We start from the raw sequence: 13,425 nt of genomic DNA on the forward strand, positions 1-13,425 counted from the left end.
TTGACAGGAGTCACGGGTCTGACTGGTTTGACAGGAGTCACGGGTCTGACTGGTTTGACAGGAGTCACGGGTCTGACGGGCTTGACAGGAGTCACGGGTCTGACCGGTTTGACGGGAGTCACGGGCCTGACCGGCTTGACGGGAGTCACGGGTCTGACGGGGTTAACCGGAGCCACCGGAGCAACAGGTGTGACCGGCGTGACTGGCCCTACTGGCCCTACAGTTACGGCGAATAATTTGTTTGCGGGTATAACCTCGGCAGGTTCCAACCCGGTTCCTGTACCCCCCGGTGGAGTCATTCCACTTGCAACTTTTAATCAAAACGGTACGGCAATCACCAACGCCGCTGGCAACATTAGCTTAGCCGCAAATCAGACGTACTCAGTGGTCTATAAAACTAATGCAGTCACACAATCTGTTCCTGTAGCTGAGGCTATATTCCTTGATGGAAATATAATATTCGGTACTAATAGTCAGACTAGTATTTTTACTCCTGGTATAAATGAAGTTTTGACAGGAAACGCCATTATAACCACTACAATGGCAAGTATATTAACATTGCAAAATCAAGGAGGTACTGCTGCTACCTATGGTTCGACAGGTGTAAGTGTTGTTAAGCTGGCTTAACCGGTAATGCATTGGCTGCTCATCAGGTGAGTAGTAAGCAAATGATAGGTTGACCTGCGCCACCCTTCAGACGCTTCATCGGGCATGGGGGGTGGTCATCATGAACGCTGTTAATATCGGATAAATATCCCCGAAAGCATCAAATGAAAATTCCCCAATTTTATCGATCGGCTTCTCCTGACGGTTCGGGACGGAAGAAGCCGACTTTTTTCTTCTCCTTGATGCGATAACTCTCGACCTTGATGTTAACGTCTGCACCAGATCGTGCGCCGTGATGGAATAGATGGTATGCCGCTGCTTGATTGTTTCAAGACCGAGCGCCACAGCCAGATGCTCTTGCTTACACCGGGCGGTCCAAGGAGGATGAGATTTCCTGATGCTCCACATGTTGGTCTGGGGCCTATCAGAGAATACAATGGAATGACAGATACTGAGAAGAAACACATAGCACAATCCAGATTGGTGGAATCACCGGACTTTAGTAAAGAGGTGGGTTATGGATAAGCCGAGTATTTCGTTATGCATGATCGTCAAGAATGAGGAAAAATATCTTCCGAAATGCCTCAGCAGTGTCCAGAGAATTGTGGATGAGATCATCATTGTGGATACCGGATCCACGGATGATACGGTATCGATTGCGAAGGCCTTTGGAGCCAAAGTCATTCAGATGCCGTGGCAGGACAGCTTTGCGGACGCCCGCAACCGGAGCATCGAAGAAGCGACAGGGGACTGGATTCTCTGGCTGGATGCCGATGAAGAGATGGATGTAGATGAATCCGACAAACTCAAGGAGCTGCTGACTCGGGATGCGGTCCGCGAGCAGCGGATCGAGGGCATTCAATTTATGTTCTGGAATCACCTTGAAGGAGGCGGCCTGGAGCACAATTATTTACTGAGAATGGTTCGAAACCGGCCGCAATACCGTTTTGAAGGGAGGATTCACGAACAGATTTTGCCCATTATGCTGAAATTCAATCCTCGTCTGCAGCTCGGACAGGTGGATATTCATGTTCATCATTATGGTTATCTGGTTAAAAATGTAGTTGATCAGGATAAAACCCGCCGCAATATAACGCTACTTCAGCAATCCATGGCGGAGTATCCAGAATATTCGTATTATTTTTATTACTTGGGCGTTGAGCTATACAGAATGAATGAGCTGGAGGGAGCCCTCCGCAACATAAATGTATTTTTGAATAGGGCGGCGGGGCTTACTGGGAAGGTGTTAGTGGCCAGTGCGCATAAATACAAGCTCATGATCCTGGCAGATATGAAGCGTTACCATGACCTCATCCGGCATAGCGAGGAAAGCATTGCCCGATTTCCCGGATTCACGGATTTGTATCATCTAAGGGCGGTCGGGTTTGATGCTCTGGGGGAATCCGACAAGGCCATGGATTCCTTGCGGCAAGCGTTGAACATCGGTCCGTCTGAGGGGGGATATCCGACCAGGGCGGGATGCGGAACTCATTTAACGTGCCGGGACCTCGGCATTTTGTATGCAGCTGCCGGAAATTCAAAAGACGCAGACCTGTATTACACGCTGGCGAGTCTCATGTCTGTTAATACGGCAATCACCTTCAAAGAACTGTCGGTTGTTTAGAGATTACAGCGGAATCATCAGGCCACCTGGTGGTGAGGCAGGGGCCTTTTTCCGGTGTGCTCCGCATGGCGATAACCAGGACGGGTCATGGGATGGTTCCTTTTGGTGGCGTAGGATCTGACGGATTATGCTCTTCCCATGTATCGTCCTTGTGTTCATCCAGGATGTCCGTGTTCAGCGTAGAAGTCTTGGGCGTCTTGTCGGGCTCGGCATCGTTATTCACATCCCGTGAAAATTGAAACTCAGGCTTGGGCGCCCGGATCAGGCGGTCCATAATGGAAGGAATCAGCAAAGCCAGCGCACAAGCGAAAATAATACAGATCGTGTAGGCTTCATGCTGTCCGGGTGAGAAGGGCGGAAACACAACATTTCGGTACCATACGATAAAACCGTTCAGGACCAGTCCCGTGAATGCCAGCCAGTGTCCGAAACGCGTGGCCGCGCCTTTGGCCCTGTACATCCGCAGCCTGACAAAAAGGGATAATCCCCCAAACAGCAGCAATATGACGACCAGCATAAGGAGCAGGAAGGTCGTGAAATAGGATTCTTGCGGACCAAGCAGTACATATATGCCGAGGAACCGGAAGAACACAAAAGCAATCAGCCAGAACAGAATTCCCATAACCACGAATTTGATCCATTGCATCATGATGGCCATCTCCTTGATCGGGTGTAGTAGCTGTAGTATGTTCCGGCTTATTTTGAACTATGCATACTCCTTTTTATTTCTCTTTGCGGAGATAAGCCTCATGCTCAATCGACCGTTTCGACAATACCTCAAGGATTCGCTCGTGTCGTTGTTGCGTGGCTGCAATTTCATGGATGGTCTCTGTATTCTTAGCCACTTGTTCGAAGGTCTTGTCCAGCTTGCTTTCAATACGATCCACCTTGGTATCAAGGGAGTCTACCTTGGCTTCAAGGGAATCCATACGTTCCGTTACGCGGGTTTCAAAGGAATCCATACGGGTGTCAAGGGAATCTAATTTGCCGAGTATCTGATTCAATATTTCTTCGTTCACTATACCAGCTCCTTGGTGACGTAATTACGTATATTATAGCATAGGCAGCAGCTTGTTGAAACAAGAATATACCACATCCGTATCTGCCAAAGTGTCAATCCCGGAACGCAAACTGATCGGGATCTTCACCGAATCTTTGATTGAGGTTCAAGGCGTCAATCGCAAGCATATGCTCCTGGGACAGGTGAAAATCGAAGATGTCCGCATTCTCGACCAAGCGCTCCGGGCGGGACGATTTGGGAATCGTAATTACGCCTTTTTGCAAATTCCAGCGCAGGATGATCTGCGGCACCGTCTTGCCGTACACGGAAGCGATATCCGACAGCAGGGGAATGCAGCGGAAGTTTCCCTGCATCAGCGGACTCCAGGCTTCCATCTGAATCTGATGCTGCTTGCAGAAGGCCAGCAGAGGCTCCTGGGTCAGAAGAGGATGGAACTCGACCTGATTCACGGCAGGTTTTACGCTGCTGCCAGACATTAGCTCGGTCAGATGATGAATCTGGAAATTGCTGACACCAATGGCTCTCACCTTGCCTTGCTTTTGCAATTCGATAAAAGCTTCCCATATTTCCTGATACTGCCCCTGAATGGGCCAATGTATTAAATAAAGGTCGATGTAGTCTGTCCCCAGACGCTGCAGGCTTGTCTCGCAGGCCGTGATGGTTCCGTCGTAGGTGGCATTTTTGTTCCAGAGCTTGGTCGTTAGGAACAGCTCCCGTCTTGGCAGCCCATAACGCTTGACTGCTTCTCCCACCAACATTTCATTTCCGTAAATCGCAGCGGTATCCACACTTCGATACCCGGCCATCAGCGCATTCCGGATGATCCGGCTGATCTCATCAGCGTTCTTTACCTTCCATAATCCCAGCCCCAGCCAGGGCATTTCCACTCCATTGTTCAGCATGCAGCGTTCCTGTATATCTGTAATCACAGCGCACCCTCCAGACGGTTGTCATTTCTGTTTGCCTGTCCGTTTTGCTACATCATATTCGCAGGGTTATCAATTATGCTTCTGCTTGTACCCCTAAATTTGCTGGCACATCATGGGCAGGTGGGCACATATACATATAAACATAGATGCAAATAGGGGAGGATTATTAGATGTCTGTATCCGATAGGGATCTGCGCACGAAAATACTGGAATTAACTGCCGAATACCATCAAGCGAAATGGCGTGAAAAAAAATTCCGTCCCGGCGTGGATTATATTCCCGTCAGCGGCAAGGTGTTTGACGCTGCCGAGCTGTCGAACCTGGTCGATGCTTCCTTGGATTTTGTATTGACGACATATCGTTATGCTCAAGTTTTTGAAAAAGAGTTCGCCGCTTTCATGAATACACGTTATGCCATGCTGACCAATTCGGGATCAAGCGCCAATCTGCTGGCCTTCTCCGCATTGACCTCTCCGCGTCTCGGGGAACGGAGAATTGAGCCGGGCAGCGAAGTCATTTCTGTAGCGGCCGGATTCCCGACGACCATTAATCCGATCCTCCAGAACGGGGCGGTCCCGGTATTCCTGGATGTGGATATTCCAACCTACAACATCAATACAGCCCTGCTGGAAGAGGCGATTAGCCCGAAGACCAAGGCCATTTTCATTGCACACACGCTCGGCAATCCGTTTAATCTGGCCGAAGTGAAGCGGGTCGCGGATAAGCATAATCTTTGGTTAATCGAGGATACCTGCGACGCGGTGGGCTCGGTCTATAACGGTCAGATTGTCGGCTCCTACGGGGATCTGGCCACCGTCAGCTTCTACCCGGCGCATCATATCACGATGGGCGAAGGTGGTGCGGTTCTGACTTCCTCGCCAAGACTGAAGAAGATCGTTGAGTCCTTCCGGGATTGGGGCCGGGATTGCTGGTGCAATGCGGGTGTAGACAATACCTGCGGCAGACGCTTCGATTGGCAGCTTGGCGATCTTCCCGCAGGTTATGATCATAAATATACGTACAGCCATATCGGATATAACCTGAAAGTGACGGATATGCAGGCAGCGGTCGGGGTGGCTCAGCTGCAGAAGCTCCCGGGCTTCATCGACAAACGCAAGGAGAATTTTGCCTTCCTCACGCAAGCCTTGAAGCCGCTTGAGGAGTTCCTCATTTTGCCCAAAGCCACACCTGACAGCGATCCGAGCTGGTTCGGTTTTCCGATTACACTGCGCGCAGGGGCGCCGGTTACCAGAAATGAGCTGGTACAGAAGCTGGAAGAGAGCCGCATCGGGACCCGGCTGCTGTTCGCGGGTAATATCCTGCGCCAGCCAGCTTACAAGGACATTCCGCATCGTGTGGTCGGTGAACTGAAGAATACAGACAACATTATGAACAACACCTTCTGGATCGGGGTGTATCCGGGATTAACGGAAGAGATGCTGCAGTATGCGGCGGATACGATCGGCAAGATCTTGAGAGCCGGAGGTAAAACAGTATGAAGATTGTGATTTTGGCAGGCGGTTATGGCACCCGTATCAGTGAGGAGACACATCTGAAGCCGAAGCCGATGATTGAGATCGGAGATAAACCGCTGCTGTGGCATATTATGCGTATTTTTTCGCACTACGGACAGAACGAATTTATCATTTGTCTTGGTTATAAGGCCAACGTCATTAAGGAATATTTTGCTCATTATGATTTATACGGCTCGGATGTCACGATTGATTACGGCAAGCCTGCGTCTGACCAGATCACGGTTCACAATCAGTATCTGGAGCCATGGAAGGTCACGCTTGTCGATACGGGCCAGGATACGATGACCGGGGGAAGAATCAAGCGCATTCAAAAGTATGTGGACAATTCCACTTTTATGCTGACCTACGGGGACGGAGTGGGCGACGTTAACATCGACAAGCTGCTGGAATTTCACCGGTCCCATGGAAAATTCGCCACCGTATCCGCCACGCAGCCTAGCGGCCGGTTCGGGATGCTTGATATAGGGGAGAGCTCGGAGGTATTAGGGTTCAAAGAGAAGCCGCAAGGGGATGGCGGCTGGATTAATGCGGGCTTTTTTGTGCTTGAGCCTGCCGTGTTTGATTACATTGAAGGCGATGCGACGTTGTGGGAGAATGAGCCACTGGAAAACCTGGCCGACTCCGGCCAGTTGATGGCTTACCAGCATACTGGCTTCTGGCATCCGATGGACACCCTCCGTGACAAGAATTATCTGGAGGGGCTGTGGAAAAGCGGGCGGGCTCCCTGGAAGAAAGGGTAAGGAGGTTAACGCCATGGCATTATCGGGAGCGTTCTGGAAGGGCAAGAAGGTTCTGATTACAGGACATACGGGGTTTAAAGGCAGCTGGCTCACCCTCTGGCTGCATCATCTGGGGGCAGAGATCACGGGATATGCGCTGGAGCCGCAAGGGGAGCCGAATGTATTCACCGAGGCTGGCGTCGAAGGGATCTGTCGGTCCGTGATTGGCGATGTGCGTAACCGTGGGCATCTGCTGGAGACGATGCTTGCGGCCGAGCCGGATATCGTCATTCATATGGCAGCCCAGCCCCTGGTTCAATATTCATATGAGCATCCAGTCGAGACGTTTGAAGTGAATGTCATGGGAACGGTGAACGTGCTGGATGCCGTTCGGCAGACCGCGGCGCTGAATGGGAAGCTGCAGGCTTTCCTTAATGTGACGACAGACAAATGTTATGAGAACCGGGAATGGGTGTGGGGCTACCGCGAGAGCGACCGGCTTGGTGGCTATGATCCGTATTCGAACAGCAAGGCATGCTCCGAGATGGTAACGGCAGCCTACCGCAGCAGCTATTTCAACCCGGATACACACCCGGCTCCGCTGCCGGTGGTAGCCACGGCCAGGGCCGGCAATGTGATCGGGGGCGGGGATTGGTCGGAGAACCGCATCATTCCGGATTGTATCCGTGCATTAAGCGGAGGTGGTCCCTTAATGGTACGGAATCCCGCAGCGATTCGTCCATGGCAGCATGTGCTTGAACCGTTAAGCGGGTATCTGCAGCTCATTGAAGCGATGGTTACACACGGGAATACTTACGCCGGCGCATGGAACTTCGGCCCGGACGAAGACAGTGAGCGCAATGTGGAGTGGCTGGTCAGAGGGGTTGGCAGGCTGTGGGGCCAGGATGATTTTTATCAGATTCAGAGCGGATCGGCACCGCACGAAGCGCTCAACTTGAAGCTGGACAGCGCCAAGGCGAAACGAAATCTGCACTGGTCTCCAAGATGGGATATCCATACGGCTCTCCAATATACAGTAGCGTGGTACCAGGCCCATCAACAGCATGAATCGATGCGGCAGATCTGTGTGGATCAGATTGAATCTTACATGGCCTCTATTTAATGGAAAGTCATCTGGAAAGGGGGATAGGAAGGAATGAAATTATCCGATTATGTCATCGATTTCATCAGCCGTCATGGGGTCAGGCATATCTTTGAAATGACAGGCGGGGCGATTGTGCATTTGATCGATTCAACGATTGATGCCAAGGGGATCACTACCGTATCGATGCATCATGAGCAGGCCGCCGCCTTTGCGGCCGAAGGTTACGGCCGGATCAACGGAAAGCTTGGGGTAGCCATGGCCACCAGCGGACCAGGGGCGCTGAATTTGCTGACCGGGATCGGCAGCTGTTATTTCGACTCTGTGCCGTGTTTGTTCATTACCGGGCAAGTGAATACGTATGAATACAAGTTTGACCGCCCTGTCAGACAAATTGGCTTCCAGGAGACGGATATTGTCAGCATTGTCCAGCCGATTACGAAGTTTGCAAAGTTGGTGACTGACGATAAGAACATCCGCTATGAGCTGGAAAAGGCGGTGTACATCGCCCAGCATGGCCGGCCCGGTCCGGTGCTGTTAGATCTTCCGATGAATGTGCAGCGTGCCGAGATTGAACCGGATGAGCTGGAGAGCTTTTTCGGCAGTGAGGAGCACCGCCAATATGAAGGGGATGCGGGCCCTGATGAAATTCCGGAAATCGAGGAGGTCCTTGACCTGCTTGCCGAGGCGAAGCGCCCCCTGATTCTCGCCGGCGGAGGGGTCCGGGCGGGCAATGCGGCCGCCGAGCTGCAGGAGTTCGCAGACAAGAGCAGTATTCCCATCGTCAGCTCTCTGCTCGGTCTGGATGTGCTGCCGACCACCAATCCCTTAAGTGTAGGGTTAATCGGCTCTTACGGAAATCGCTACAGCAATCTGGCTGTGGCGAACTGTGACCTGCTGCTCGTGCTCGGCTCCAGGCTGGATACCCGTCAGACGGGAACGAGGCCGGATACCTTTGCACGTGAGGCCAAAAAGATTCACGTTGATATCGATGCCGACGAGCTGAATGCCAAGGTCAGCGTAGATGTGGCCATCCATGCCGATGTTAAACGGTTTCTGCAGCAGATCAACGAGCGGGTACCGCAGGCCCCGAAGCGTAAATATGCGGCCTGGAAGCGGACGCTTGAGGATTACATGCTGCGCTATCCAAGCGGTGTGAAGCCGACGAAGCCCGGCGTCATCGACCCGAATCTGTACATTCAACTCCTGTCTGCCTGCTGTGAGGAGAATGATTTGATTGTGCTTGATGTGGGTCAGCATCAGATGTGGGCAAGTCAGTCCTTTCAATTAAAGCCGGGGCAGCGCTTGTTGAACGCGGGTGGCATGGGAGCCATGGGCTTTGCCGTTCCGGCGGCCATCGGAGCCGCGATGTGTCAGCCGGACAGCAGAGTTGTGGTCATTGCAGGTGATGGCGGCTTCCAGGTGAACATCCAGGAGCTGCAGACGATTGTGCAAAACCGGCTGCCGATCAAAATCTTCATTATGAATAATCATCACCTGGGCATGGTCCGGCAATTCCAGGATATGTATATGGACGGACGCCGCCAATCGACGGTTGAAGGCTACGGATGTCCTGACTTGGTGGAGGTGTCGGAGGCTTACGGCATCCCGGCCCAGCGGATTTCCAAGTTTGAGGAGGCCCAGCACATCACCAGCGAAGCGCTGAAAACGCAGGGAGCCTACCTTGTGGAGGTCAATCTGGAGACCGATACAGAAGTGCATCCGAAACTGGCCGTGAACCATCCGATTGAGGATATGTATCCGTTTCTGGAACGAAACGAGCTTGCAGGCCTCATGAAAATCAAACCCCTTCCGGACTCGCCCTAATTCCTTGCTGGAGGCGAACCGGGTCGCCTCCATATGTTGTATCAGAAAAGCGACCTTAATCGGTCGCTTTTTTGCTGGTTTTGTACTTTTCCGTTCGCCACAGGCGAAGGGGAGACAGCGTTACGATATAGAATGAAAAAACCCAACTCTGCTAACGAAGCGGAGAAGGGTTTTTATTGAGTGTAGTCAGCCCTAGCTAACGAAGCGGAGAAGACTACACTCATCCGTATTATTTCTGTATAATCATGATATTAAGTATGTGGATGAAAGTCAAGTCATACGTTATCATTTTGGTTATTTGGGATGTGTAGCAAATAATGGTTCTACTAATAAAGTATAATGCTTAATAGATAGAAAGGGAGCTTATTACATATGGTTCGTATATTTATAGGATCTTCAAGAGAGGCTATTAATTATGTAAATGCCATTCAAGCATTGCTTTCGTATAACGCAGAAGTTACACCTTGGCATGCAGGGGTTTTTGTAGGTCATAAATATACTATGGAATCACTCGGAGAACAGTTGAGAACAAATGATTTTGCTGTATTTGTTTTTGGAGCTGATGATTTAGTTCGATTGAGGGGTAAAACTTACCTTGCTACGCGAGATAACACTTTGTTTGAAATGGGACTGTTTTGGGGAAGACTAAATCGTGAGAGAGTCTTTTTTCTAATCCCTGACAAGTTGCCAGAAGTTACAGATAATACGCTGGATTTTGTTGAGAATTATCATTTAGCGTCGGACCTTAACGGATTGAATGTGTTAACTTATAATGTTCGTGAAAAGGACTACAATTATAACGCTGCTGTAAATGTAGCCTGCTCACATATTTTGCAAGAAATTTCAAGGTTAGAGAACTTTGAGCATCCTGAGGATATCATCCCTACTCTTCGATCCGTTGTGAGCTTTTATAGAAAGTTTAATCACAACGTAATAAGTCGTGAGGATGACCACTTGGATTATCTTACTGCTGCTGTTCAGACTTCTTATAATGCAAATTGTGTAGGGTTTAATGTTGATGGCGTTGCACTTTGGCGAGCAGATCATGAGAGGATTGAGCAGATATCTGGAAATGTTGGAAAAGGAAAATCATACCCGTTTACGGTTAATCAAAATTTGGAAAAAGGACAACATAAAATATTAGTTGTAGAGGCCTATTTAAATAGTAGGATCGAGTTTATTGATTCGAGCATAGGGCTTGAAAAGCAATATTTATTATGTTATCCTGTTGGTAAGCACTATGTGTTGAGTATCCATATAATGGGATATAAAATGATTAGCAATGAGAAAATGGAATTTTTGTATGACGTAAACCAAGGACTAATTGGTACTGTTCATAATCTACTTGGAGGTGATTGGTCTTGAGTAAACATCATAAATCTTCGCAGAATAAAAACCATACTCAAATCGTTCGCTCTTTTTTGAGTGATACGGAAGGCACAACACATCTACCAAGAGTAGTGATGGTACCTGGAGATAATGGTAAAGATAAGGAAGGCTTGGTTGTATTCTCGCGGAACGCGATTTATAAAAAGCCCTCATTTTTATAATTTTGGAAAAGGTGGCCTTCTAATAAAGAAGACCACCTTTTTTTGCGATCTATAACCATGTACGTGATTTCAGCGTCAAAATGATTTATATCCTTTGCAGGCTGAATTACTACACGGTCAACGTGTTCCTGAAGAACTTCCACTAATAAATTGATGGAAGCATTCGAGTCTATGACCTATTTTGCCGAAGATAGACGAATAAACAAGCCCCTCCCCTGAACGGACATATAATGCTGTATAACGAAAGGGGAGGTGTTTTAGTGTCCGGTTACAACTACGGTACAGGCCCAAGCAACTGCGACAATGGAAATTGCCCGGAACAAGTGATTACGGCTCCTACGAAAACTCAGTATGAGCATATTTACAAGAAACAACCCGTTCAGGTCATCCATCCGATTGAGATCGTGCGAAAATACCATTGCTGCCCCGTGTATCATCATTCTTATGTGTATAGCGTAAGAGACGAGTTTGAGAATCCGCTGGCCCCTGATCAACCATTGATTAGCAGCTACCGGAACAAGAATCTCAAGAAAAAATCCGCTGCAGGCCGCAAGGCTGCCGCTAGCCGTAAGGCCAGCGTGAGCAGTGCCAGAGCAAAAATGAAGAGCAAAGCAGTCAGCAAGTCTTCTGGCAGCAAGCTCAGAAGCAAGCCTGGAAGCAAATTTGCAAGCAAGAGTACGAAAAAGAAGTAACAACCTTGTAGGGCTATGCCTTGAACGCTTCGCGTGTTCAAGGCATTTTTTTGTCTGTTCATTCGAAAATGAGAAGAAAACTTCACTCCTTACGTACAGGAGCACACTAAACAATACACTTGGATGAAGAATGAAGGAACTGGAATCTATCACTCTGCATTAATTATATAACGTCCTATAGGACGTGTCCATAAGGTCGTAATAAATTATTCCCTATTTTGTTACCATAAATGAATAAATAATCATGGCAAGAGGGGTACACAGGGGTGAAAATCAAGGAAGCACGCGAATTAAAAAGGTTTGCACAGGAACAGATTGCTATCCTTGTTGGTACTTCTGTCCGGCATTATCAACGCGTTGAAGCAGGGCACGACATACCTAATGTGATTCTGGCCCTGGAAATCTGCCGTGTTCTGGAGGTTGACCCCCGTGATGTAGAAGAGTGGCAGGATAGCAGCAAACGCCCACGCCGCCGCCGCCCTATTCAAAAGTAAGAACACTCCCCCCGTTAAATGTGGAGTGTTCTTTGCTTTTTTACGCTGTATCAAGAGTAGTTGACCTGGGGTCAGAATATGTATATATTTGTAACATACTGGGATCTATTCACTCCATCTTTGATTTACACATCGTGAATCTAAATGGAGGTGTTTTTGTTGGAAGAAGTATTAGACAAGAAGGAAGCCCTTTTCATGCTGTCTGAAAGCCATTATTTAGACAAAGCATTCGAGCTGTTCAAAATCAGCTATCGTGAGGAAGAATGGGATAAAGCGGATGGTATCGCAGATTACATATACGAGAGATCCAACAAATTGTATCAACAGCATATCTTTCGCACTGCTGCCCATCAAGCCGTGGACACTCCTCCCAGACGCCCACTTGTGTTTTATTATGCATACAGTTATATCGCCAAGGCACTGGTTTATCAAAAAAAGGGTTTATATGAGCGGGCCAAAGAGTATATCGCCAAGTATAGTGACATGAGCTGGTTTCGCGGTTTGGATGAAGATGGGCTGGAAGAGGTTGAAAAATTTCATTTTTGGGCTAAGGCAAACACATTTGCCGTTGATCTGATTTCAGGGAACCACAGAATATTGTCAGATTATGTCCAATTTCTCATAGATAATCCGGAAGAGATTTTACCAGGCATGGTTACGATTATGGAGGCGGCCAATCAAAATGATTGGAATGTAGATTATATCCTCCATCAATTTTCCCAGGACATAGAAAGCTTTGCGACATTGGAGGAAAACAATAACCAACTATTTGTTTGAAACTTTCCGTGGTTATGCATCAGACGAGCAGCAGGAAGCATACCAAACCATTTTGAAAGGAGTTCTGACAGATGAAAATGGTAAAGGCTTTAATCTCAGCAGGTATGGTGTTCGCATTTCTTAGTATATCTATACCTTTGTCTCCGGCAAGTCCCGCCACGTCTACAACAAATCACGGCGTCGGGGGCTGACTGGACCTCGAAAGCATAACTTTGAACGGACGCCCCTGACGGGAGCGTTCGTTTTTTTATGGATAAATTATTCAACTTTCGTAGCAAGAAATCGGCAAACAGGCCCTGATATAACGCGATAAAACGGAATCTGCTGCTGGGATTGACGCTGAATCAAAGCAGACAGCTTTTTGCCAGCTTTCTTGCAAGAAGGGGATTCGCCCCCTCAGAGTCTAGTAGGCCGAGTGAGATGGGGGTCTATAAGGTGGTGTCTGGTGTGTGGTGTCTGTTGCCTGATGCCCGGTGCTTGGTGCCTCTCCATACAGCCTTGCACCATTATCCCTTTTGATCAGAATGCGGGGGTTGGAGGTTCGGGGGG

At 48.8% G+C, this 13,425-nt stretch carries 14 protein-coding genes and 1 pseudogene; 11 read left to right on the forward strand and 4 right to left on the reverse strand.

All coding sequences use genetic code 11. From position 1 onward, the window contains the following. Positions 1-627, forward strand: a pseudogene (locus ACE41H_RS25345) (collagen-like protein); the annotation flags it as partial. Between the two features lie 75 nt (positions 628-702). Here the strand turns inward: ACE41H_RS25345 and ACE41H_RS24470 are convergent. Beyond that, the gene (locus tag ACE41H_RS24470; RefSeq protein WP_375358185.1) at positions 703-951 is read right to left on the reverse strand and encodes a hypothetical protein; all 249 of its coding nucleotides are present in this window, start codon (positions 949-951) and stop codon (positions 703-705) included. A gap of 172 nt (positions 952-1,123) precedes the next feature. Here ACE41H_RS24470 and ACE41H_RS24475 point away from each other — a divergent pair, with 172 nt between their 5' ends. Continuing rightward, positions 1,124-2,230, forward strand: a complete 1,107-nt coding sequence (locus ACE41H_RS24475) for a glycosyltransferase family 2 protein (protein WP_375358186.1) — start codon at positions 1,124-1,126, stop codon at positions 2,228-2,230. 85 nt (positions 2,231-2,315) lie between these two features. Here ACE41H_RS24475 and ACE41H_RS24480 read toward each other — a convergent pair whose 3' ends face one another. The 3 genes from ACE41H_RS24480 to ACE41H_RS24490 form a co-directional block, all read right to left on the reverse strand. Then, positions 2,316-2,879 (reverse strand): hypothetical protein, encoded by a 564-nt coding sequence (locus ACE41H_RS24480; RefSeq protein ID WP_375358187.1) that lies wholly within the window; start codon positions 2,877-2,879, stop codon positions 2,316-2,318. Positions 2,880-2,952: 73 nt separating this feature from the next. Then, positions 2,953-3,249 (reverse strand): hypothetical protein, encoded by a 297-nt coding sequence (locus ACE41H_RS24485; protein WP_375358188.1) that lies wholly within the window; start codon positions 3,247-3,249, stop codon positions 2,953-2,955. Positions 3,250-3,343: 94 nt separating this feature from the next. Continuing rightward, on the reverse strand, positions 3,344-4,153 hold the full coding sequence (locus tag ACE41H_RS24490; protein ID WP_375358198.1) for an aldo/keto reductase: 810 nt from the start codon (positions 4,151-4,153) through the stop codon (positions 3,344-3,346). A gap of 197 nt (positions 4,154-4,350) precedes the next feature. Between ACE41H_RS24490 and rfbH the strand changes: the two genes are divergently transcribed. The 9 genes from rfbH (at position 4,351) to ACE41H_RS24535 (ending at position 12,876) form a co-directional block, all read left to right on the forward strand. Next, positions 4,351-5,679, forward strand: coding sequence for a lipopolysaccharide biosynthesis protein RfbH (rfbH, locus tag ACE41H_RS24495; RefSeq protein WP_375358189.1), 1,329 nt, complete (start codon positions 4,351-4,353; stop codon positions 5,677-5,679). Beyond that, the gene (rfbF, locus tag ACE41H_RS24500) at positions 5,676-6,455 is read left to right on the forward strand and encodes a glucose-1-phosphate cytidylyltransferase (RefSeq protein WP_375358190.1); all 780 of its coding nucleotides are present in this window, start codon (positions 5,676-5,678) and stop codon (positions 6,453-6,455) included. Before rfbH ends, rfbF begins: the two co-directional genes overlap by 4 nt. A gap of 13 nt (positions 6,456-6,468) precedes the next feature. After that, a complete protein-coding gene (gene rfbG, locus ACE41H_RS24505; protein ID WP_375358191.1) occupies positions 6,469-7,557 on the forward strand; it encodes a CDP-glucose 4,6-dehydratase in 1,089 nt (362 codons plus the stop codon). Positions 7,558-7,590: 33 nt separating this feature from the next. Then, positions 7,591-9,363, forward strand: a complete 1,773-nt coding sequence (locus ACE41H_RS24510; protein WP_375358192.1) for a thiamine pyrophosphate-binding protein — start codon at positions 7,591-7,593, stop codon at positions 9,361-9,363. A 372-nt stretch (positions 9,364-9,735) separates the two neighbouring features. Next, a complete protein-coding gene (locus ACE41H_RS24515; protein ID WP_375358193.1) occupies positions 9,736-10,728 on the forward strand; it encodes a nucleotide-binding protein in 993 nt (330 codons plus the stop codon). Further along, the gene (locus ACE41H_RS24520; protein WP_375358194.1) at positions 10,725-10,913 is read left to right on the forward strand and encodes a hypothetical protein; all 189 of its coding nucleotides are present in this window, start codon (positions 10,725-10,727) and stop codon (positions 10,911-10,913) included. Before ACE41H_RS24515 ends, ACE41H_RS24520 begins: the two co-directional genes overlap by 4 nt. Positions 10,914-11,173: 260 nt before the next feature. Then, positions 11,174-11,605, forward strand: coding sequence for a hypothetical protein (locus ACE41H_RS24525; protein ID WP_375358195.1), 432 nt, complete (start codon positions 11,174-11,176; stop codon positions 11,603-11,605). Between the two features lie 266 nt (positions 11,606-11,871). Further along, positions 11,872-12,099, forward strand: coding sequence for a helix-turn-helix transcriptional regulator (locus ACE41H_RS24530; RefSeq protein WP_375358196.1), 228 nt, complete (start codon positions 11,872-11,874; stop codon positions 12,097-12,099). 159 nt (positions 12,100-12,258) lie between these two features. Continuing rightward, entirely contained in the window at positions 12,259-12,876 is a 618-nt protein-coding gene (locus ACE41H_RS24535) for a DNA-binding protein (protein ID WP_375358197.1), read from the forward strand. Positions 12,877-13,425 lie beyond the last annotated feature (549 nt).

Origin of the sequence: Paenibacillus enshidis, assembly GCF_042136365.1 — a bacterium.
GTDB lineage: Bacteria > Bacillota > Bacilli > Paenibacillales > Paenibacillaceae > Paenibacillus > Paenibacillus enshidis.